Raw genomic sequence first — 21,717 nt, forward strand, 5'->3', positions numbered from 1 at the left:
GTGTCCACTCCTCCCGAGGCGAAACTGTCGGATGCGGCTGGGATGCTTCGAGGTGTGGCCGACGGTGCGGTACACCTACCGCGTGCCGGGACCGGAACGCCGCGAGGACGATCCTCGCCACGGCAGAACGTGACCGTGCTGGCGCCGACAACGTGAGACATGCGATCACCTCCTTCCAGGAGGACGGTCGGGTGCGGTCTGAGCCAGAAATCCCCCGGCTTCCAGCCATGGGGAAGCGTTAACGCGGCGAGTCTACGGTCGGCTCAGCGGCGTACGTAGCTGAGCAAACGGAGGATCTGCCAGTAGAGGAAGACCAGGCCGGCAAGTAGTCCGAACGCACAGAACCAGGCGTACCGGGCCGGCAGTCCGTCCCGGACCCCCCGCTCCACCAGGTCGAAGTCGAGGATGAAGGTCAGCGCGCCGACGGTGATGCAGACCAGCGCGAAGACGTACGGCAGCCAGCCGACCTCGCTGCCGGTGCTGTAGACCACCAGGGCCTCCCGGCCGGCGATCAGGTAGACGGCGAAGTTGACCAGGCTCAGCACCACCACCCCGATCAGCGCCCCGACCACCAGTCGGGTGAACCGGGGGCTGGCGCGGAGCACCCGCAGCCCGTAGAGCAGCGCCATCCCGACGAAGACCCCGAAGGTGCCGACGACGGCCTGCACCACGATGCCGGGGTAGACCGCCTCGAAGCCCCGGCTGGCGACGCCGAGCAGCACTCCCTGGAGCACCGCGTACCCGCCGATCAGGATCGGGTTGGTGATCCGCCGGAACGAGATCACCAGGGCCAGCACCAGCCCGGCCAGTGCCGAGCCGAGCGCGGCCGGGGCGGCCCAGCCGTCGGTCACGTACGTCCAGGCGACCGCCCCGGTGGCACCGGTCAGCAGCAGCAGGCCGACGGTCCGCACCACCACGTCGTCGATCGTCATCGGCCGGGCGGCCCCGGTGCCGAGGACCTGGCGCTGCACCCGGGCGGTGTCGTCCAGCCGGGTCAGTACCGGGTTCGCACTCCGCACGCCCGATGCTAACAAAGCAGACATTTCCGCCGTCGCCGACCCGCGCTCGTAACGGCGGACGCCCGCCCCCCGGAAGTCGGGGAACGGGCGTCGCGGGTCGGCCGGCGCGCGGGCCGCGCCGGTCCACGGGACGAGGGCTCAGTCGTCGCCCTGGAAGTAACTCAGCAACCGCAGGATCTCGATGTAGAGCCAGACCAGGCTGACCAGGATGCCGAAGGCGGCGGTCCAGGAGTAGCGGCGCGGCAGGCCCATCCGGACGCCCTCTTCGACCTCGTGGAAGCTGAGGATGAAGCTGAGCGAGGCGATCACGATGCAGATCAGGCTGAACCCGATGGCGATCGGGCCACCGCTGCGCAGCCCGGTGTCGACGCCGAAGAGCGCCAGCACGAAGTTGATCAGGATGACCGCGAAGATGCCGACGGTCGCCGCGATCACGCCGCGGATGAATTTCGGCGTCGCCCGGATGGCCTTGGCCTTGTAGAGCCCGGCCATCAGGAAGAAGACCCCGAAGGTGGCGATGACCGCCTGGAGGACGATGCCCTCGTATCCGGCGATGACCTCGAAGAACTTGCTGACCATGCCGACGAAGACGCCCTCGACGACGGCGTAGGTGACGACCAGTGCCGGGTTGGCGATCCGCATGAACGAGATCACCAGGCCGAGCACCAGCCCGACGAGGGCCGCGCCGATCCAGGCCGCGCCGACGAGCGCGTCCGGAACCAGCACCCAGGCCAGCGCGGCGGAGAGCCCGGTGATGCCGAGCAGGGTGACCGTCTTGACGACGACGTCGTCGATGGACATCGGCGTTACGGTGGGCGGCGCGGCCGGGTAGCCCGCGTCCGTCGGGTACGGCTGCCCGTAGCCGGGCTGTCCGTATGCGCCGGCCGGGGCGTAACCCGCGGCCCGCTCCCGCTCGGCCGCCTGGCCGAGTCGGGCCAGCACCGGATTGGACGTCTTCACTTTGTCAAGCCTCCTGGAAAGGTCGGTGCACAGTGCCCGTGCCCTATCCAGGGTAATGCTCCCCGGCGAGGTTGTGGAGATCCACGTCACTCGACCACCCGGCGAAGGGGTTCGGCCGGTCGGCAGCGGGCCTCGGCCGGTCGCCAGCACGGATCGTGCCCGGGGCGGGGGTCGAACCCGCACGCCTTGCGGCAGCCGCTTTTAAGGCGGCCGTGTCTGCCTTTCCACCACCCGGGCAGGCGCCGAATTTCATCGGTCCTGGTGCCTGCCACGGTAGCGGGTGGAGCCCCGCCGGGCGCACCCCGTTCCCGGATCGGCACTAGAGTCAGGGCCGTGACTAGCACAGCCCGTGCGGCGCAGAACGCCGACTCCGGCCGGGCCACTCCCGCGGACGGGGCCGACCGGCCGCCGCCCCGGGCCGCCCGGTTGCGGGGTGCCCTCCGTCGCAGCTGCCCGGATCTGGCCGTCAGTCTGTGCTTCGTGCTCGCGGCGGGCTGGCTCAGCTACGGGCTCTGGTTGGACCCGGCCACCCGAACCCTCGCTCTCAATCCCGAGGACCAGATCCTCATCGAGTGGTTCATGGCGAACGACACCCGCATCCTGCTGGGCGATTTCAGCCTGGTCAGCGACCGGCTCAACGCGCCGGACGGCTTCAACATGATGGCCAACGCCACGATGATCGTGCCGGGTCTGCTGCTGATGCCGGTCACCCTGGTGTTCGGTGCGGCCACCACGTTCGCCGTACTCATCGCCGGTAACCTGGCGGCCACCTCGATCGGCTGGTACTTCCTCTACACCCGGACACTTCGGGCTCGCCGCGTCCCGGCAGCGGTCGGCGCCGCGTTCTGCGGATTCGCCCCGGGGATGGTCTCCCAGTCCAACAGTCATCCGCACATCACGGCGCAGTGGCTGGTGCCGGCACTGGTCTGGTGCGTGGTGCGAATGGCCCAACTGGCCGACCCGGCCCGGCCGGAGGGTGGGGCGCGGGCCAACCGCCGGCTGCTCGGCCTGGCGGTGCTGCTCGCCGCGCTGGTCTGCACCCAGGTCTTCGTCGGCGAGGAGGTGCTGTTCCTGACCGCTGGGGCACTCGCGCTGACGGCCGTCGGGTACATCGTCGCGAGACCCCGTTACGCACGGCGGGCGCTACCCCGGTTCGGCGGGGCTCTCCTGGTCAGCGCGGTTCTGTCGATCGCCGTGCTGGCCTACCCGCTCTGGGTGCAGTTCTACGGTCCGCAGAGCATCCCGAACGGCATCTTCAGCCCCGACTACTTCTCGGCCGACCTGGCCAGCTACCCTGCGATCTCTCCGCTCTCCCTGTTCGGCTCTTCCGACGCGACCCGGTTGAGCACCGGGGCGGCCGAGTACAACACCTTCCTCGGGCTACCCCTTCTGTTGCTCACCGTGGGGCTCGCCTGGTGGCTGCGTCAGCGTCCGCTGGTCATCCCTATGACGATCACCGGTCTGCTCTGTGCCTGGCTCTCCCTCGGCCCGCGGGTGGTGGTGAACGGCAGCCGTACGGAAACCTGGGCGCCGTACTCGCTGCTGCGGGACAAGCCGGTCATCGAGGGCGCGCTGCCGATGCGGTTCGCCCTGGTGCTGATACCGGTGATCGCCACCCTGCTGGTGCTGGCGCTGGACCGGGCCAGCACCGCCCCGCTCGGGGCAACCCGGATCGCCGTACCGGCGGCGGTAGCCGCCGCACTGATCCCGATCGTGCCCGCCCCGCTACCCACCGCCGATCGCGAGCCGGTGCCGACCTTCATCAGCGCCGGGCACTGGCGCGACTGCGTACCGGCCGACGGCGTGCTGGTGCCGGTGCCGCTGCCCACGCCGCAGGAGCCGGAGAAGATGCGCTGGGCCGCCGCCGCGAACGCGGAGTTCCGGCTGCCGGAGGGGTTCTTCATCGCGCCGTATGCGGCCGGCGGGAAGGCGTCGATGGGCACGTTCAAGCAGCCCACCTCGGCACTGCTCAGCCAGGTCGCCACATCCGGCCAGGTACCCGCGGTCACCGACGCCGAGCGCGGGCAGGCATTCAGGGATGTGGCATTCTGGGGCGCGTCCTGCGTGGTGCTGGCGCAGGCAGAGCCGAACGCACCAGCGCTGCGCCAGACCTTGGAAGCGCTCTACGGCCCGGCCACCTCGGCCGTCGACGTGTGGCTCTGGCGGTTCTGACCGGACCTGCCGGCTCGTCCGCCCGGCGGTCGCCAGCCGGAGGAGCACAAGCCGGTGGTCACTCCTGCGGAGTCTCGGCGACGGCGAAGACGGACTGCCCGAAGGGCACCCGGATCCGCTCCTCCACCCGGCGTAGCACCGGCACGCACAACCGGTCGTAAATCTTCAGCGGCATGCCCTCCCGTGGCTCCCCGTCCAGCGCCTTGACCAGCAGCATCCAGCCGAGCAGCCCGATCGAGTTGACGTACTGCACCCTGACCGGCCGCAGCCCGGCCCGACGCAGCGTCGCGGTCATCGTGGGAACGCGGTACCGCCGGAAATGGCCGATCCGCCGGTCGAAGTTGCTCATCGCCTGTTCGAAGGCCGGCACGATCAGGACGATGCGTCCGCCCGGCCGGACCAGCCGGGCGAAGTCACGCAGGGCCGCCACGTCGTCCTCGATGTGCTCCAGCACGTTGAGGGCAACCACGGCGGAGTGGTCCGCGCTCTCCCGGATCGGTACGGCGAGTTCCCGGACCCGCACCGTGGGATGGTTGTCGAACCGCTCCCTCAACCGCGCCAGCCGCCCCGGGTCCGCCTCGGAGGCGGTCATCTTACGGCCGTCGGCCGCCCAGATCGCGGCAGCCTCACCGAGGCCGGAACCGATCTCGAGGGGATCGTCGCCGAGCCACGGCTCCGACAGCGAGAGAAGCCACCGGTTGTGGTTGACCGCCGACCGGAGGTCTTCCAGTACCGCCGACTGCAGGACCGTCGACTCCGCCAGCGTCGCGGGTGCCCGCAGGCCGCCTCGGACGCTCACCGCGCTGGACCGGCAGTCGGCCCGGTCACGACCACCGTGGCGATTGTTCCCTCCTGGGCGCTGACGAATCGCTTGGGGGGCACTTTCGACTCCTCGTCCTCACGCATCAAGGAGGGACAGGATATCCGCGCCCCCGCACATCCGACCACCCAAGGCGGCCGGCCGCCGGTAACCGTCCCAGCGGACGGGAGGTGTGGGCACTCAGACCCGGGGATCGACGCCGGCCAAATTCTCGTTTCTCGGCCGGGTATCCCGGGCGACCGGCGTGCTCGCCTCGACGAACTCCTCCCGGGGGTCGTGCAACTGGCCCAGCGCGACCACCTCGCGGCGGAGGAAGAAGGCGAGGGTCCAGTCCACGATCACCCGTACCTTGCGGTTCAGCGACGGGATCCGGCTCATGTGGTACGTCCGGTGCATGAACCAGGCCGGCAGCCCCTTGAGCTTGATCCCGTAAACCTGGGCGACGCCCTTGTGCAGGCCGAGGCTGGCCACGCTGCCGGCGTGCTTGTGCTTGTAGTCCACCGGCTGCCGCCCCCGGATCACCGCCCGGATGTTGTCGGCCATCCGGGCCGCCTGCCGCACCGCGTGCTGGGCACTGGGCGAGCAATACGCCCCGGGCGGTCCGGTCAGGTCCGGCACCGCCGCGCAGTCACCGGCGCTCCACGCCCCCTCGACGACCCGGTCACCGTCGACCACCTGGAGGGTCGGCAGGCAGGTGACCCGGCCCCGCTCGTCCCGGGGCAGGTCGGTCTGGGCCAGCATCGGCGACGGCTTCACCCCGGCCGTCCAGACGATGGTGTCGGCCCGGAAGCTGTCCCCGTCGGAGAGCCGGACCAGGCCATCCACACAGGACTCCAGCCGGGTCTCCAGCCGGATGTCCATCTTCCGCTTCAGCAACTGCGCGACCGTGTACGCGCCCATGTCCCGGTCGACCTCGGGCAGCACCCGCAGGGTCGCCTCGACCAGCACCCAGCGCATGTCGTCGGGCTTCAGCTCCGGGTAGTACTTCAGGGCGTCCCGGGCCATGTCCTCCATCTCGGCCAGCGCCTCGATGCCGGCGTAGCCGCCGCCGACGAAGACGAAGGTCAGCGCGGAGCGCCGGGTGTCCGGGTCGGTGGTGGCGGCGGCCACGTCCAGCCGGTCCAGCACGTGGTTGCGCAGGAAGATCGCCTCACCGATGGTCTTGAACCCGATGCCCTGCTCGGCCAGCCCGGGGATGGGCAGGGTACGGGAGACGGAGCCGGGCGCCACCACGATGTGGTCGTACTGGATCTCCCGGGCCGGTCCGATGATCGGCTGCACGGTCGCGGTCTTCCGGTCGTGCTCGACCCGGGTGACCGTGCCGGAGACGATGGTGCAGCGGCGCAGCTCGCGCCGGAGCGGCACCACGGAGTGCCGGGGGGAGATGTTGCCGGCCGCCGCCTCGGGCAGGAAGGGTTGGTACGTCATGTGGGGCTGAGGGTCGACGACGATGACCTCGGCCTCCCACGACCGGAGCTTCTTCGACAGGCGCAGGGCCGCGTACAGGCCGACGTGACCGGCGCCCACCACAAGGATCCGCTGCGGATTCACGCCTCTATCCTTCCCCCACCCGGCGCCGGATGCTGGCCAGATGCCCCTTCTGTGATTGACGACGCCAGGTGACCCGCGTTACCCCAGTTTGCGCCGATCTTGCCGCCGGGGTGGGCAGACCGCCGGGAAAACCCGGCCGCTACCTGCGGCGGAACAGCCAGCCGAGCAGCGCGGCCGCGCCGACGGCCACGGCGAGCCCGCCGAGCAGCGCGGCGACGAAGCTCCGGTCGCCGAACTGCCCGTCCATCGCCAGCAGCGGCACCGAGAGCACCGCCGAGGCGAGCCCGACCCCCAGGGCTCGGGTGACCCACCGGGCCAGCACCTCGGGGGCGACCACCGCGTCGTACGACAGCAGGGCGGCGAGCGCCGCCAGGGTGTGGGTCAGGTAGAGGAAGGTGGCCAGGGCGAGCAGCCGCCACAGCTCCACCGGCTGGTCGTACCAGCCGGTGGCCACCACCCAGGCGCCGGCCGCGGCCAGCAGCACCAGGGTGGGCCAGTTCCGCCGGGGCGCCACCGCGGGCGCCAGCGCCGCCACCACCAGCAGGCCGAGCAGCCGGGAATCGGACGGCCCGGACGGGTACGCCAGCAGCAGCGCGAGCAGCGCGCAGATGAAGACACCGGCCCGGACCAGCAGCGGCACCAGGGTGATCCGGCCGATCGCGGCGTACATCTCCTTGATCCGGTTCACCACGACGGCTCTCCGTTCGGCACGCCGGCGCTCACCGCAGCGCCGGCCGGGGTGCGGAGGCGAGCCGGGCGACGTCCCGGAGCACCAGGTCGAGGCTGCCCGCCCCGGCCCAGGTGACCACCGGCACACCGTGCTCGCGGAGCTGCCCGATCGTGGTGTCCCGGTCCAGCCGCCAGAGCCGGTGCGCCACCTCGGTCCACTGCCCCCGCTTCGGTGGCACCGCCGACGGCGGCAGGGTGTCCACCGCCACCACGAACCGGCCGGACCGGGCCAGCCGGGCCAGCATCGCGGCCGACCGGGCGTCCACCAGCGGGGTGAGTACCACCACCAGGGCGTTGGAGGAGAGCAGTTGCGGGCCGAAGACCTGGTCGTACGGCTCGTGCGGGGACTGTTCGACCCGGACGTCGAGCAGCCACTCCAGCAGGGTCAGGTACTGCCGCCGCCCGGTCGCCGGGCGGAGTCGACGGGCCGACGGGCCGTACTCCAGCAGCGAGACCCGGTCGCCCCGGTGCAGGTAGTGCTCGGCGATCGCGGCGGCGGCCCGGACGCAGGTGTCCAGCACCGACGCGCTGCCCCGGATCCCGCCGGACCGGCCCGCCTCGGCCAGCACGTCGAGCAGCAGCACCACCTCGGCGTCCCGGTCGGAGAGCATCGCCGCCACGTGCAGTTGCCGGGCCCGCAGCGAGACCCGCCAGTCGATCCGGCGCAGCCGGTCACCGGGCCCGAAGATGCGTACCCCGGCCAGCTCGCCGCCCTCGCCGGGGCGCCGGGACCGGTGCCCGCCGACCAGGCCGGCGGCCCGGGGCATCGCCTCGTCCGCGTCGAACGGCTCGGTGACCGGATAGACCGGCACCGGACGGGCATCGCTCCGCACCGTCTGGCTGGCCAGCAGCCCGTCGCAGGCGACCGCCCGGACCGCCGCCGGCCCGAGCGAGTGCCGGCCCCAGCGCAGCGTCCCGCCGCGCAGCTCCAGGTCGGCTATGGTGCCGGCCGGCACGGCAAAGCCGTAGGGGCGGTCGGTGGCGTCCCGGCGGCCGGTCGGGGCCGGGCGGTCGGAGCCGTCCGCCGGGGCGGAGCCGTCCGACCCGGCGCCGCCGGGCGCGAACCGGACCTCGTCGATCCGCAGCCAGGACGAGACCACGGTACGGACCAGCACCAGGTCGTAGCCGACGTCGTCGCGGTTGCCGACGCTGATCCCGGCGACCAGCGCGCCCCCCTCGACCAGGTTGGTGTCGTCGGCCCCGATCCCGATCTCCGGCGGCCGCGCCGGTCGGCGGCGCAGCGCGTACGCGGTGCCGAGCGCGAACGGGGCGGCCAGCACCACCAGGTCGATCCGGCCGAGCAGCGCACCGGCCACCAGGAAGAGCCCGGTGAGCAGCACCGCCCGGCCGAGTGCCCGGGTGGAGACCCAGTCCGGCACCGAGGCGTCCCCGGACGACTCCGTCCCGGCAGGGGCGGCCGCCCGCTGCCCGGGTACGGCGGGTCGCAGGGTCGGTCCGGTGGAACTCACGTCGCGCGTGCCCCGGCCGGCCCGGCCGCGTAGCTGGGCAGCGCACCGCTGGCCGGCGCGGGGGTGGTCTCCAGCACCTCGTTGACCACGAACGACGGGTCGACCCGGCGCAGCCACATCTCCGGCCGCAGGGTGATCCGGTGCGCCAGCACCGGCACCGCCACCGCCTTGACGTCCTCCGGGATCACGTAGTCGCGGCCGGCGAACGCGGCGATCGCCCGGGCCAGCAGCAGCAGTGCGAGCGAGCCGCGCGGCGAGGCACCGACGAGTACCGAGGCGTGCTCCCGGGTGGCGGCGGTCAGCGACACGATGTAGCGGCCGATCGAGTCCTCCACCACCACGTTCTCCAGGGCGGCCTGCATCGCCCGGAGCACCTCGGCGTTCACCACCGGTTTCAGCTCCGCCTCCTCCTGGCGGCGGGCCATCCGGCGGCGGAGCACGTCCCACTCCTCCTCGGCGCCCGGATAGCCGAACGAGACCCGGAGCAGGAACCGGTCGAGCTGTGCCTCCGGCAGCGGATAGGTGCCCTCGTACTCGATCGGGTTGGCGGTGGCGATCACGTGGAACGGCGGGTCCAGCCGGTAGGTGACACCCTCGACCGAGACCTGCTTCTCCTGCATCGCCTCCAGCAGCGCCGCCTGGGTCTTCGGCGGCGTACGGTTGATCTCGTCGGCGAGCAGCAGGTTGGTGAAGACCGGCCCGGCCCGGAAGCTGAAGTCGGCGGTGCGCTGGTCGTAGAGGAACGAACCGGTGACGTCGGCGGGGAGCAGGTCGGGGGTGAACTGCAACCGCCGGAAGTCGAGCCCGAGCGCCTGGGCGAAGGAGCGGGCGGTCAGCGTCTTGCCGAGCCCCGGCAGGTCCTCCAGCAGCACGTGCCCGCCGGCCAGGATGCCGGCGAGCACCAGCTCCAGGGCGTCCCGCTTGCCCACCACCACCGTGCCGACCTGGTCCAGCACGGCCTGCGCCAGCCGACCCACGTCGAAGGTGCTGACCTGGTCCGCGTCTGTCATAGCTTCTCCAATTGGGCGACGATCGCCGCGAGGTCGCGCGGCGCCGGAGTGCGCTTGGGAGGCGTGTCGAGAAAGTTCCACAGTGGCTCGCCGAGCAGTGCCCGGGCCCGGGCCGGGTCGCTGACCCGGGTGACGCCGTGCCGCTGCCGGAGCAGCTCGTCGACGAGTTCGCACAACACCGGCAGCACCGCCCGGGAGAACCGCTCCGGCTCCCCCTGCGACCAGGTGAGTTTGGTCTCCCAGCGGTTGACCGAGCTGCCCAGGGCGTCCCCGACGGTCCAGTTGTAGCTGCCGTCGGATTCGCCGTCGCCGGCGGGGCGGCGGAGCCGGACCGGCACCGGTGGTGGCGGGGCGAGGGTCCGGGTGAGTCGGCGCAGCAGCAGCAGGGCGAGGAAGCCGGCGAAGACGGCGGCGGCGGAGACGCCGACCCCGACCATGCGCAGCCCGAGTACGACCGCCGCGGTGAGCCCGGCCGCGGCCAGTCCGATCCGCAGCCAGCCGCGTACGCCGCCGCGCCGGCGGGTGGCCGTCGGCTGCTGCTCCTCCTCGTCCTGGAGCAGATCGAAGATGCTGGTGCTGGACCCGCTCACCGCTGCCCGCCCCCGGCCGCCGCCCGCTCGCCGTCCCCGTCCAGCCGGTCGACCCGTGAGGTGAGTTCGGTGCGCAGCCGGCGCAGCGCAGCCAGGGCCTGGGCCCGCATCCGCTCGTCGACGGTGTGCGTGGCGTACCGGGCCTCCCGGTAGACGTCGGCGAACGCGGCCAGCACGTCGGCGCTGACCGGCCGGCCGCCGCCGAGCAGCCGGGTCACCAGGTCGGTCGGGGTGTCCCCGGGCCGGCGTTCGACACCGGCCGCGGCGGCGGCCTGCTCCAGGCGTACCCAGCAGGCGATCACCGCCTTGCGCGGGTCGGCGTCGGTGTCGGAGAGATCGACCAGGCCGGCGTCGAGCGCGGCGACGACCTCCTCCGCCGTCTGCTCGGCGGAGCGGAGTTTCCGGGCACCGGGGCGGGCCAGCCCCCGGCGGCGGCGCAGCAGGTCCCGGGCCAGCGCCCAGAGCAGCGCGACCAGCACCGCCACCACCACCGCACCGCAGAGCACGGTGCCGACCAGCGGAACCCAGCCCGGCAGGTAGTTGCCGGGCTGGCCGGGTGCGGGGGTGTCGGTCGGCTGGTCCAGCCCGGCGGGCGGGGCCTGCTGCTCGAAGGTCGGCACGATGTCGGCCGGCGGCTCGACCCGGGTGAACCCGATCGACGAGTGCGCGGCGGCGAGCGCCGCCAGCGCCAGCAACCCGGCGACCGCTGCCAGCGGCCAGAGCGTCCGGAACAGGCCGGCGGTGAGGCTGGACCGGGGCGGGTGCGGCGCCGGGCGGGCACGGCCGGAGTGCCCGTCGGTCATCGCACCGCCTCCCTGAGCCGTCTAGCCGTCCTCGTCCAGCCCGGCCAGGTGCCGGGCCCGGGCGAACACCTCGTCCAGCATTGTCGGTGTGAGCCGCCCGGTAAAGGTGTTCTGCTGGCTGACGTGGTAACAGCCGAGCACCTGCGGGACGGCCTCGTCTCCGCACCAGTGTGCCCCATGCCCGAACGCGGGTCGCGGGGTGGGCGGTCGCACGCCGTACACCTGGCGGAGCAGCGGCCACCACGCCGCCCAGGCGAACGCGCCCAGCGTGACCACGACGCGCAGGGTGGGTCTGATCAGCTCGATCTCCCGGTGCAGCCACGGCGCGCAGGTGTCCCGCTCCGCCGGGCTGGGCTTGTTGTCCGGCGGAGCGCAGCGGACGGCGGCGGCGATCCGGGTGTGTCGCAGCGCGAGGCCGTCGTCGGCGGCGACGCTGGTCGGCTGGTTGGCCAGGCCAGCCCGGTGCAGCGCGGCGAAGAGCACGTCACCGGAGCGGTCACCGGTGAAGATCCGCCCGGTCCGGTTGCCGCCGTGCGCGGCCGGGGCCAGCCCGAGGATGGCGATCCAGGCGTCGGGGACGCCGAAGCCGGGGACCGGGCGGCCCCAGTATTCCTGGTCGCGGAAGGCGGCCCGACGGACGGCGGCGACCTCCTCCCGCCAGGCGACCAGCCGGGGGCAGGCGAAGCAGTCGGCGACGGCGCCGTCCAACTCGGCCAGGTCGCCCGCCCGCGTTGCGCGGGCGAGCACGTCCCCGGGGGTACGCGACCGCCGGTCCCCTCCGGCGGGTCGGAGCGGTTCAGCCAAGTCGGGCCCGGAAGAGTTCCAGGGTACGGGCCCAGGCGCTGGCCGCCGCCCGCTGGTCGAAGACCTCCGGCCGGTCGTCGTTGAAGAAGGCGTGCCGGGTGCCGGGGTAGTCGTGGGTGGTGCAGTCACCACCGGCCGCCTCGATCGCCTGCCGGGCCGCCTTGACCCCGTCGGCCGCCGAGGTGCCGTCCTCCTCCGAGCAGTGGATCACGGCGGCCTTGCCCGCGTAGTTGGACCACTCGGGACGCATCCGCTCCCAGGGCAGCACCGGATAGAAGCCCACGGTCGCGACGATCCGGTCGGAGAGGGTCGCCGACCAGAGCGCGAGGCTGCCGCCGGCGCAGAAGCCGACGCAGCCGACCCGGTCGCCGTCGACCTCGGGCCGCTCCGCGAGGTAGTCGGCGGCACCGGCGATGTCCCGGGCGGCCTGGTCCATGGCCAGGCCCATCAGCAGCTTGCCGGCCTGGTCGGGCTCGGTGGTGGAGGCGCCGTGGTAGAGGTCGGGGGCGAGCGCCACGAAGCCGGCCTCGGCGAACCGGTCGGCAACCGATGTGATGTGCGGCACCAGTCCCCACCACTCCTGGATGACGATGACGGCCGGACCGGTCGCGCCGCCGGCCGGCAGCGCCAGGTAGCCCTCGCTGGTCCCCCCGTTACTCCGGTAACTCACCATCTCGCCCATCGGTGGCCCTCCTGTCGGTCAGTCATCGTTGGCTGGTCGCACAGTTCTACCCACCCAAAGTCCGGAGGTCCGGGTCTTGCGTGCCGGGTGTTCGGGTAGCCTGCCACGCCCGACGGGGGGACGGAAGCCAACAGCGACGTGGCGTACACCTCCTGTTGCACAGGTGTACGCCACGTCGTCGACCGCCCCGGGGGAGCGGGTTTGCGGTCTAGTCGGTCGGGGTAGGACTCGCCGTCGGCGCGGTACCGCTCGGGGTGGCCGACGGTTCGGCCGGAGCGGTCGGCTCGGGAGCCGGCGGGGAGGTCGGTCCGAACCGGAACGGCGCCCCCTGCGGGCAGTACGGGTACGGCTGGCGGGTCAGGTCGGCGAACGCCTCGTCGAGCGAGTACGGCCGCTGCGCCTCCGCGCACCACGGGTGGCCCAACCGGATCGGCTGGCCGTTCTGGTCGAAGAGTCGTACCCCCTCCAGCAGCCGCCCCTGGCTGTCGTAGACGTAGACGTCCTGCACCCCGGAGTACTGGTCGGTGTAGACCTGCTCGTACTGCACCGGGCTGCCGCCGGCCCGGCTGTCGAGTTCGACGAAGCCGGCCAGGCCGAAGAGAACCAGCAGGGCCGCACCCAGGTTGAGGACGAGCCTCGGGCGCCGGCCCATCCGGTCGGTACGCCGGCCGAGCCAGATCGACCCGGTGATGGTCGCGGCGAGCAGCAGCAGCGCGGCCAGGCCACTGCCGCCGAGCCGGGGCAGCAGCCCGAACGAGGTTCCGGCCAGCAGCACGGTGATCAGCATCGCGGCGAGGTAGCCGCGCAGAATCCACCAGGCGGGGCGGAGCAGCCGGAGGAAGTCGCTGAGCCGGGTGTAGCCGAGGACGGGGCCGAGCCGGGTGTCGGCGGCGCGGATCCGGTCCCGGCCCTTGCGGACCGCCGCACCGATCCGCTGGTCGAGGTTGACGGCACCGGCCGGCGGGGGGACTCCGGCGGCGGTACGCAGCTCCATCGCGTACGCCTGCGGCGGGCCGAGCCGCTCGTAGAGCGACCCCTCCCCCTCGGCGGCCACCTCGGCCAGGTGCTCGGGCAGGTCTTCGAGCAGTTCGTCGCGGACCGGCGGCGGCAGGTCGGCCAGCGCCTCGCGGACCTGCCCGACGTACCGGGCGATCTCCTGCTCGGTCACGGTCATGCCGCCATCCCCTTGTCGTCGAGCAGCCTGTCCATGGTGGTGGCGAAGGAACGCCAGACCTTGCCGGACCGGAGGAGCTGGTCCCGCCCCGCCGGGTTGAGCGCGTAGTACTTCCGATGGGGGCCCGACTCGCTGGGCACCACGTAGGTGGTGAGCAGGCCGGCCTGGAAGAGCCGGCGCAGCGTGCCGTAGACGGAGGCGTCGCCGATCTCTTCGAGGCCGGCCGCGCGGAGCCGGCGCATGATGTCGTAGCCGTAGCCGTCCTCGTCCTTCAGCACGGCCAGGACCGCGAGATCCAGCACGCCTTTGAGCAACTGGGTCGTGTCCACGTCGGCGATACTACTATTCAATGCACAGTACCGTCAACGCGGCAGTAGCGTTGCGACCGGCGTGGCGCACGGGCGCTACGGTGTCGCCGTGCCCGCCGAGACCGACGTACTACGCCGCCTCACCGCCGCCACCGGGGTGTACCGGGGCCGGGGCGACGGCCCGGAAAGTGGGCCGTTCGTGGCGCGGATGGTGGTCAGCGCCGCCCTCGACGGACGTGCCGCCATTCTCGACTACGAGGCGACCACCGACAGCGACGGCCTGCGGCACGTCGAGCACAGCGTGCTGGTCCTCGGTGCCGGCGGACGACTCGAACTGCACGTCGCCAGCCTCGAACTGCCCGGCATGGTCTGCTTCACCCAGCGCTCCCCCGGGCACTTCACCGCGTACGAGGGACCGCTGGTGGCCCGGATCGTGCTGAGCACGCCGCGCCCCGGGGCGATCAGCTACGCCTGGTGGTGGTCGCGGGACGAGCGCGAGCCGCGCGAGCAGTCCCGGGCCGACCTGTTCCGCACCGGCTGAGACGCCAACCGTCGCCGCCCTCCCACCGGAATGGCGGAAGGGCGGCGACGGACATGGGGTCGTGCTCCGGTGCCCCGAACTGCGGGACCGGCTCAGTGCATGGCGACCGGGACCGGCATCTCGGCGCCCTGCTCCGGCGAGGCGGGCTCGATCCGCTTGCGCGGCAGCAGCAGTGCCGGGACGACACAGAGGACGATCAGCACCAGCGCGACGATGTAGGTCTGGCCGAAGGCGTCGGCCAGCGACGCCTGCCCCTGGGTCAGCACCTCCGGCGGCACCTGCTCACGCGGCACCTGCCCCCGGGTGACCGCACTGTACGCGGTGGCCGCCTGGCTCTCCAGCACCTGGTTGGTGAGGATCACGGACATCACGGCGGTGCCGATCGAGCCGGCGGTCTGCTGGACGATGTTCATCATCGTGGAGCCCCGGGCGACCTGCTGGTGGGTGAGGCTGGCCATCGCCGCCGACATCATCGGCATCATGGTCATGCCCATCCCCATGCCCATCACGAACAGGCCGCCGAGGAGCAGCCCGTACGAGCTGTCGGCGGTGATCTGGGTGAACGGGGAGAGCCCCAGGGCGATCAGCACGATGCCGCCGAGCACCAGCTTGCCGGGGCCGATCCGGTCGGTCAGCCGGCCGGCGATCGGCATGGTGAGCATCGCGCCGATGCCCTGCGGGGCCAGCAGCAGGCCGGCGTCGAGGGTGCCCTCGCCGCGCACCTGGAGGAAGTAGCTGGGCAGCAGCAGCATCGCGCCCATGAACGCCACGGTGAACAGCGTCATCGTGACGACCGAGATGGTGAGGTTGCGGTTCTTGAACAGCCCCAGGTCGATCAGCGGGTGGTCCTTGCGCAGCGCGTGGAACACGAACGCGAGGATCAGCACCAGGCCGGTGATCGCCGGGAACAGCACCTTGGCGGCGGCCACGGTGCCGGCCTCCGGGATCGAGGAGACGCCGTAGAGGAAGAGCGCCAGACCCGGCGAGAGCAGCAGCATGCCGACGAAGTCGAACGACTCGGAGGGGTGCGGCTCGTCCTTGGGCAGCACCCGCAGCGCCAGGACGAAGGCGACGATGCCGATCGGCACGTTGATCAGGAAGATCCAGTGCCAGGAGGCCGCCTCGATCAGCCAGCCGCCGAGGATCGGGCCGCCGATCGGGCCGAGCAGCATCGGTACGCCGAGCACCGCCATCACCCGGCCGACCCGGTGCGGGCCAGCGGCGCGGGTCATGATCGTCATGCCGAGCGGCATCAGCATGCCGCCGCCGAGACCCTGGAGCGCCCGGAAGACGATCAGTGGGCCGATGTCCCAGGCCACGCTGCACAGCGCCGAACCACCGAGGAACAGCACCAGGGACAGCAGGTAGAGGCGCTTGGTGCCGAACCGGTCGGCCGCCCAGCCGGTGATCGGGATCACGGTGGCCAGCGCCAGCGTGTACGCCGTCATCGTCCAGGCGACGGTGGCGTAGCTCGCGTCGAACTTGCTCTGGAAGGTCGGCAGCGCGACGCTGACGACGGTGACGTCGAGGATGGACATGATGGCGCCGAGCACCACCACACCGGCGACTCTCAGGACGCCGGGATCGAGCTTGTCGCTCCCGGCGTCAGGTTGGACGGCCACGGACATGCGGCTCGCTCCTTTTCCCCGTGGATGTAAAGTTAGGCCGACACTAACAGTTCGCCCGCAGCGAAGTATTCTGGGGCTGGCGCTTCCCTGGTAACCTCCGCTGACCGCGGAGGGCAAGGCCGCGTTGCGGCCGACCGTTGCCGCCGTCTGGTGCTCTGGAGGATCGATGGGTGACCGGGACGATCTCATCGCCCAGATCATGGAAACGCAACGAGAGATACAGCACCTTTTCGCCAACGACCCGGCGAACCCGCTGTTCTCGCTGCACCTGACGTTGCCGCAGTTGAAGGTCCTGCTGGTGCTCTCGGCCCACGGCAGCATCGCCGGCCAGGAACTCAGCGGCGCGCTGGGTGTGAGCCTAGCCACCATGACCGGGATGGTGGACCGGCTGGTCGCGCAGGGCCTGGTCACCCGCCGCGAAGACCCGCACGACCGCCGGGTACGCCGGATCGAGCTGAGCAGGTCCGGGCACGACCTGGTCGACCGGTTCGCGACGGCCGGCACGGAGAAGATGCGCCGGATCCTCGACCGGCTCACCGACGACGAGCTGCGTACCGTCGCCCAGTGCAGCGCGCTGCTGGTGAACGCCGTCGCCCAGGGCCCGGAGCCGCCACCGGGATGTGTCGCCGGCTTCGCGGGCTGACCCCGGCCGCCCGCTGTCCTAGCGCCCCTCCGGCATCGCCAGACGTCCGGAGACACAGAGCAGGGACATGGAACGCGTGGTCGCCGACGTGACCGCGGTGGCGGCGAACCCGTGCGTCGCCAGCGTCACCGGCAGCCGCTTGACCAGTTCCGCCACCCGGGTCGCCTCCGGCGGCTCGTAGCACAGGTAGAGCCCGCCAGCCGGACGCAGCAGCCGTTTGAGCAGGGTCAGTTCGGCGGCCGGTGACCGGGTCCAGAACAGGTTGACGTTGACGGCAAAGATCTTGTCGAACCGCTCACCGTCCAGATCGGACTGCTCCAGCACGCCGAGTTCCTCGAGCGCGCCGAGCCGGATGACCGCCCTCCCCGCCGAGATGTGGTCGCGGTTGCGCCGTTCCGCCTGCCGGATCGCCGCCGCCGAGCGGTCGATCGCGGTGATCCGCCCGTCGACCAGCCGGTCGCAGACCAGCGACACCGCGACCCCGTTACCGCAGCCGATCTCCAACAGGCGATCGTCCGGGGCCACCTTCAGCAGGTCGACCGCCCACCGCAGCCGCTCCGGCACCGCCGCCGCCCGCACCATCAACGGACTGTACGTCGCTGCCAGCCGCAGCCAGGTTGGCGCGGGCCAGCGGGCAGGGCCACGGCCGGACACAGGCCCGGCAGAGCCAGATCGGCCGCTGCGGCAGGTGCGGGCGTACGGCGGACGGCATCGTTACCTCCCGGTCCTGGAAGGGGGTCGCCGGTCTCCGCCGACCGGCGACCCCGCAGGCCACGCCCGGGACCTACACCCCTGTATCGACCGAGCGCGACCGCCTGCGGAGGAGTCTGGACATCGATTTCCGCGGTCAGCAGTATGGCGCGAGATTTGCCGAGAAATATTGACATCGGACCGTGCCGGCCGGTATCGCTGTCTCGTTCCAGCCGTTCGAGACTGTCCAGCAGAGAATGGAGCGGAATCGTGGGGGACCGCGCGTCATCCGTACCGCAACGTCAACTCGGCCGTCATTTGACGATCGCCCGAGAGGAAGCCGGGATCAATCTCGAACCGGCGGCCAAGATCCTGGAATGGTCCCGGGCCCGGATGTACCGGATCGAGCGCGGCGAAACCACGGTACGGACGCACGACGTCGAGGCGATGTGCCGGCTCTACGGCGTCACCCCGAAGATGACCAGCGTGCTGCTCAGCCTCGCCAAGGAGTCCAAGGCCAAGGGCTGGTGGCACGCCTACGGCGAGGTGATCCCCTCCTGGTTCCAGTTGTACGTCGGCATGGAAGCGGCCGCCTGCCGGATCCGCAACTTCGAGTCATCGCTGATTCCCGGCCTGTTGCAAACTCCCGAGTACGCCACCGAGGTCTTCCGGACCAAGCCGGGGGTCACCGAGCAGGACATCGCGACCAAGGTGGCGCTGCGGTTGGAACGCCAACGGATTTTGACGCGCCGCCACCCCAAGGCTCCTGATCTAGAGGTGATCCTGGACGAGGCCGTGCTGCGTCGGCCGATCTCGGATCATGACGCATGGTTGGCTCAACTCGCCTACCTGGCAAACGCCAACCGATTGCCTTCGGTCACCGTGCGGGTATTGCCATCGGCGGCGGGTCCGCACCGGGCATCGATGACGAATGCCTTCTACATCCTCGATTTCCCGGCGCTCGGCACCCGTCCGCCCGAGCCAACCACCGTCTACAGCGAGAACCTGACCGGCGCCCTCTATCTGGACAAACCCGCCGAGGTGACGTTCTACGATGACGTCTGGCGGACTCTCGGCGAACTGGCGCTCAGCCAGGAGGCCTCCGAAGACCTGATCGCCGACATCATCAAGGAGGCAGTGGATGACTGAGCCGACCGTTCCGAACTGGCGGAAGAGCACCCATAGTGGCAACGAGGGGGCCTGCGTCGAGGTGGCCGTCAATCCGCCTGGCCGGGTGCTGGTGCGTGACACCAAGGATCGCGACGGTGGCACGTTGAGTTTCCACCCCACCGCGTGGCGGTCCTTCCTCACCGATCTGGCCGTACGGCCTTGAGCGCTGGGTAACCGCCGCCGGAGCAGACACCTCCGGTCCGCGAGACTGTCGAGCTGCCCCGCTTGGGCGCCCGCGGTGCCCGCGCCGCCCCGTGCCCCGTCCGTGCACCCAGCTCGACAGTCTGCGCGGCAGGTGTGGCTGCCGAGCGCCGATGGGCGGCCACCGCCGCCGCACGCCGGCCGGCCAGCGTGTGGGCCGGCCAGCGTGGATCATCCTCCAGGGCGATCCGGCACGCCGTCCCCACGGCGGACGCGTCGGCGTCGATACTGATCAGATGCCGCACCGCACGCCCGACATCGACGTACCGGACCTGACCGGCAAGCTCGCGGTCGTCACCGGGGCCAACAGCGGGATCGGGTTCGGCGTCAGCCACCGGCTCGCCCGGGCCGGCGCCGAGGTGATCCTCGCGGTACGCGACGAGGCCAAGGGCAACCGGGCCATCGCCGAGATCCGCGCCGAGGTGCCCGCCGCGAAGCTCACCCTCCAGCACCTGGACCTGACGTCGCTGGCCAGTGTCGCCGCGTTCGGCACGGCCCTGACCGAGCAGGGCCGCCCGGTCGACATCCTGGTCAACAACGCCGGGATCATGGCGCCCCGCCGCCGGGCGCTCACCGAGGACGGGTACGAACTCCAGTTCGCCACCAACTATCTCGGGCACTTCGCGCTGACCGGGCACCTGCTTCCGCTGCTGCGCGCCGCCGGTGCCGCCCGGGTGGTGTCGATCAGCAGCATGCTGAGCCGCGTCGGGCGGTTCGACTTCGACAACCTCCAGGGTGAGCGCCACTACCAGCCGGTGCGCGCGTACGGGCTCTCCAAGCTCGCGATGCTGGTCTTCGCCCGGGAGCTTCAGCGGCGCAGCACGCTCGGCGGGTGGGGGATCCGCAGCAACGCCGCCCATCCGGGCGCGACGATCACCAACCTCCAGGTGACCGGGCCAACCCATGGCGGGCGCTCGGTGCGGCTCAACCGGATCCGGAACCGGCTGCTCTACCTCGTACCGTGGGTCTGGCAGGAAATCCCGGGCGGCGCCCTGCCCGCCGTCTACGCCGCGACCAGCCCGGCAGCCGAGGGTGCCGGATACTACGGGCCGGACGGCTTCGCCGAACTCCACGGTGGACCCACCCCGGCGAAGGTCCCCGCCCGAGCCTTGGACGAGGCGGCGGCGGCCCAGCTCTGGGAGGTGTCGGAGCAGCTCAGCCGGGTGAGCTATCCGCACCCGTCCGGCTGAGCCGTCGCAGATGCGGCAGGAACAGGAGGAGACGGTGGCGCCATCGGTACGGCTGCGCCCGGTCCGCGACGCCGACCGGAAGGCGTGATGCGGTCGGTCGAGTTCCGGGCCGGCCACTGGCGGGACGGCTGGCTCTACAGCCGGCTCCGCAGCGATCCGGCGCCGGAGTGACCACCCCGGCGGCTCGGCAGAAACCCGGCCGCGCCGCGACCGCCCTGTTGCTAAGCTCCGCCCATGAATTTCTTCTTCCTCGGCTGACGCGACCGCTGGCGGGTTGCGGATAACCCCTCGCCAGCGATGCGGGGCGGCGGCGCGTCGCCCCGAGTCGCGACGTGGGAGAAGATCGGATGATCTTTCGGTTGCCGGCGCGTACCCGCGCCGGGGCCACACCGCGTCCTGGCACCGTCGTCACGTCGTGACGGCCGCGCGCCTGGTGGCGCGGACGGTGCGGGGCATCGAGCCGGTGGTGGCCGACGAGATAGCAACACTGGGAGTGGGCCGGGTCAGCGCGGTCGCACACCGTGAGGTGTGGTTCGACTGCCTCGATCCCGGTCCTGAGGTACTGGAGCTACGCTGCGCCGACGACGTCTTCCTGGTCGGCGCGGTGGTGTACGGGATCGGCCGGAGCCGGGCAGACCTGCGGATGCTGGGCAAGGCCGCGACGGCGCTGCCGCTGCGGGAGTTACTGGCCGGGTGGCGCCGCTGCGGTGGCGACCGCCGGTTGCCCGGTACGGGTGTGCCGGCAGCGTTGCCCGGGACGGGCGTGCCGGCAGCGTTGCCCGGGACGGGCGTGCCGGCAGCCTTGTCCGCGATCGACGTCTCCGCGTCGTTCCTGGGGCGGCGTAACTTCACCCGGTTCGATCTGGAGGACGCGGTCGGCGAGCCGATCGCCGCCGCGCTCGGGATGCCGTACCACAGCCGGCGGGGTGGGCTCGCGCCACCGCCGGGTGGACTGTCCTGGCGGGTCACGCTCGTCGACGACCGGGCCCTGGTGGCGCTGCGGATCGCCGACCGGCCGCTGCACCGCCGCGCGTACCGTCGGATGTCCCGGCCGGGCAGCCTGCACCCACCGGTCGCCGCCGCACTGGTCCGGCTCGCCGGGCCGCGCGACGGCGACCTGCTCCTCGACCCCTGCTGCGGGGCGGGGACGATACCGGTCGAGGCGACCCGCTCCGACCGAGCCCTGTCCATTGTGGGTGGTGACATCGACCCGGCCGTGGTCGCGATCGCCGCCGGCAACGGCGGAGACACACCGGTCGGCTGGGTGGTGGCGGATGCCGGCCGGATCCCGCTGCCCGACGGGGTGGTCGACCTGGTGGTCACCAACCCGCCGTGGAACCGGCAGGTGCCGTTCGCCGGCATCCTGGTCCGCCGGCAGCGGCGGTTCTGGACGGAGCTACGCCGGGTGCTGCGCCCGGCCGGCCGCGCGGTGCTGCTGGTCTCCGACGTGGACGGCCAGTTGCCCGACGCGGAGGCGGCCGGGCTGGCCGTGCGGCAGCGGCACCCGATCAGCCTCTCCGGCACCCACCCGGAGATCGTCACCCTGCGGGCAGGGTAGTACGG

At 71.9% G+C, this 21,717-nt stretch carries 22 protein-coding genes and 1 tRNA gene; 7 read left to right on the plus strand and 16 right to left on the minus strand.

Annotated features, from left to right (window positions below; all coding sequences use genetic code 11):
* Positions 1-263 precede the first annotated feature (263 nt).
* From ACSMXO_RS37605 to ACSMXO_RS37615, 3 genes are all read right to left on the minus strand, one after another.
* Positions 264-1,019, minus strand: a complete 756-nt coding sequence (locus tag ACSMXO_RS37605) for a Bax inhibitor-1/YccA family protein (RefSeq protein ID WP_346259269.1) — start codon at positions 1,017-1,019, stop codon at positions 264-266.
* A gap of 138 nt (positions 1,020-1,157) precedes the next feature.
* Positions 1,158-1,979, minus strand: coding sequence for a Bax inhibitor-1/YccA family protein (locus tag ACSMXO_RS37610; protein ID WP_346259268.1), 822 nt, complete (start codon positions 1,977-1,979; stop codon positions 1,158-1,160).
* Between the two features lie 156 nt (positions 1,980-2,135).
* Positions 2,136-2,216, minus strand: a tRNA-Leu gene (locus ACSMXO_RS37615).
* A 96-nt stretch (positions 2,217-2,312) separates the two neighbouring features.
* Here ACSMXO_RS37615 and ACSMXO_RS37620 point away from each other — a divergent pair.
* Entirely contained in the window at positions 2,313-4,151 is a 1,839-nt protein-coding gene (locus tag ACSMXO_RS37620) for a hypothetical protein (RefSeq protein ID WP_455415648.1), read from the plus strand.
* Positions 4,152-4,209: 58 nt separating this feature from the next.
* Here ACSMXO_RS37620 and ACSMXO_RS37625 read toward each other — a convergent pair whose 3' ends face one another.
* The 11 genes from ACSMXO_RS37625 to ACSMXO_RS37675 form a co-directional block, all read right to left on the minus strand.
* The gene (locus ACSMXO_RS37625; protein ID WP_346259266.1) at positions 4,210-4,950 is read right to left on the minus strand and encodes a class I SAM-dependent methyltransferase; all 741 of its coding nucleotides are present in this window, start codon (positions 4,948-4,950) and stop codon (positions 4,210-4,212) included.
* Between the two features lie 201 nt (positions 4,951-5,151).
* Positions 5,152-6,522: an NAD(P)/FAD-dependent oxidoreductase gene (locus ACSMXO_RS37630; RefSeq protein WP_346259265.1), complete on the minus strand. Its 1,371-nt coding sequence runs from the start codon at positions 6,520-6,522 to the stop codon at positions 5,152-5,154.
* A 139-nt stretch (positions 6,523-6,661) separates the two neighbouring features.
* Entirely contained in the window at positions 6,662-7,192 is a 531-nt protein-coding gene (locus ACSMXO_RS37635; protein ID WP_346259343.1) for a hypothetical protein, read from the minus strand.
* Positions 7,193-7,241: 49 nt separating this feature from the next.
* Positions 7,242-8,630, minus strand: a complete 1,389-nt coding sequence (locus tag ACSMXO_RS37640; protein ID WP_346259342.1) for a DUF58 domain-containing protein — start codon at positions 8,628-8,630, stop codon at positions 7,242-7,244.
* An 86-nt stretch (positions 8,631-8,716) separates the two neighbouring features.
* Positions 8,717-9,730, minus strand: coding sequence for an AAA family ATPase (locus tag ACSMXO_RS37645; protein WP_346259264.1), 1,014 nt, complete (start codon positions 9,728-9,730; stop codon positions 8,717-8,719).
* Positions 9,727-10,320 (minus strand): hypothetical protein, encoded by a 594-nt coding sequence (locus ACSMXO_RS37650; RefSeq protein WP_346259263.1) that lies wholly within the window; start codon positions 10,318-10,320, stop codon positions 9,727-9,729. The genes ACSMXO_RS37645 and ACSMXO_RS37650 overlap by 4 nt, the downstream gene beginning before the upstream one ends.
* A complete protein-coding gene (locus ACSMXO_RS37655) occupies positions 10,317-11,123 on the minus strand; it encodes a DUF4129 domain-containing protein (protein WP_455415649.1) in 807 nt (268 codons plus the stop codon). Before ACSMXO_RS37655 ends, ACSMXO_RS37650 begins: the two co-directional genes overlap by 4 nt.
* 21 nt (positions 11,124-11,144) lie before the next feature.
* Positions 11,145-11,870, minus strand: a complete 726-nt coding sequence (locus tag ACSMXO_RS37660) for a uracil-DNA glycosylase (RefSeq protein ID WP_455415650.1) — start codon at positions 11,868-11,870, stop codon at positions 11,145-11,147.
* A gap of 49 nt (positions 11,871-11,919) precedes the next feature.
* On the minus strand, positions 11,920-12,609 hold the full coding sequence (locus ACSMXO_RS37665; protein ID WP_346259260.1) for a dienelactone hydrolase family protein: 690 nt from the start codon (positions 12,607-12,609) through the stop codon (positions 11,920-11,922).
* 208 nt (positions 12,610-12,817) lie between these two features.
* Entirely contained in the window at positions 12,818-13,783 is a 966-nt protein-coding gene (locus tag ACSMXO_RS37670) for an HAAS signaling domain-containing protein (RefSeq protein WP_455415651.1), read from the minus strand.
* Complete coding sequence (locus tag ACSMXO_RS37675; RefSeq protein ID WP_318394651.1) at positions 13,780-14,112, minus strand: PadR family transcriptional regulator; 333 nt, start codon at positions 14,110-14,112, stop codon at positions 13,780-13,782. Before ACSMXO_RS37675 ends, ACSMXO_RS37670 begins: the two co-directional genes overlap by 4 nt.
* A gap of 88 nt (positions 14,113-14,200) precedes the next feature.
* On the opposite strand from ACSMXO_RS37675, the gene ACSMXO_RS37680 reads away from it, so the two are divergent.
* Entirely contained in the window at positions 14,201-14,632 is a 432-nt protein-coding gene (locus tag ACSMXO_RS37680; protein WP_346259258.1) for a hypothetical protein, read from the plus strand.
* Between the two features lie 92 nt (positions 14,633-14,724).
* Here ACSMXO_RS37680 and ACSMXO_RS37685 read toward each other — a convergent pair whose 3' ends face one another.
* Positions 14,725-16,260 carry a DHA2 family efflux MFS transporter permease subunit gene (locus ACSMXO_RS37685; protein ID WP_455415652.1) on the minus strand — a complete coding sequence of 512 codons (1,536 nt, stop codon included), beginning with the start codon at positions 16,258-16,260 and terminating at the stop codon, positions 14,725-14,727.
* A 166-nt stretch (positions 16,261-16,426) separates the two neighbouring features.
* Between ACSMXO_RS37685 and ACSMXO_RS37690 the strand changes: the two genes are divergently transcribed.
* Positions 16,427-16,903, plus strand: a complete 477-nt coding sequence (locus tag ACSMXO_RS37690) for a MarR family winged helix-turn-helix transcriptional regulator (protein ID WP_455415653.1) — start codon at positions 16,427-16,429, stop codon at positions 16,901-16,903.
* 18 nt (positions 16,904-16,921) lie between these two features.
* On the opposite strand, the gene ACSMXO_RS37695 is transcribed toward ACSMXO_RS37690, so the two are convergent.
* Positions 16,922-17,485, minus strand: coding sequence for a class I SAM-dependent methyltransferase (locus tag ACSMXO_RS37695; RefSeq protein ID WP_455415654.1), 564 nt, complete (start codon positions 17,483-17,485; stop codon positions 16,922-16,924).
* 378 nt (positions 17,486-17,863) lie between these two features.
* Between ACSMXO_RS37695 and ACSMXO_RS37700 the strand changes: the two genes are divergently transcribed.
* From ACSMXO_RS37700 to ACSMXO_RS37715, 4 genes are all read left to right on the plus strand, one after another.
* Entirely contained in the window at positions 17,864-18,742 is an 879-nt protein-coding gene (locus tag ACSMXO_RS37700) for a helix-turn-helix domain-containing protein (protein ID WP_455415655.1), read from the plus strand.
* Positions 18,735-18,926, plus strand: a complete 192-nt coding sequence (locus tag ACSMXO_RS37705; protein ID WP_346259252.1) for a DUF397 domain-containing protein — start codon at positions 18,735-18,737, stop codon at positions 18,924-18,926. The genes ACSMXO_RS37700 and ACSMXO_RS37705 overlap by 8 nt, the downstream gene beginning before the upstream one ends.
* A gap of 274 nt (positions 18,927-19,200) precedes the next feature.
* Entirely contained in the window at positions 19,201-20,154 is a 954-nt protein-coding gene (locus ACSMXO_RS37710; protein WP_455415656.1) for an SDR family oxidoreductase, read from the plus strand.
* Between the two features lie 415 nt (positions 20,155-20,569).
* Positions 20,570-21,712: a methyltransferase domain-containing protein gene (locus ACSMXO_RS37715; RefSeq protein ID WP_455415657.1), complete on the plus strand. Its 1,143-nt coding sequence runs from the start codon at positions 20,570-20,572 to the stop codon at positions 21,710-21,712.
* Positions 21,713-21,717: the final 5 nt, after the last annotated feature.

Source organism: Plantactinospora sp. DSM 117369, assembly GCF_053764795.1.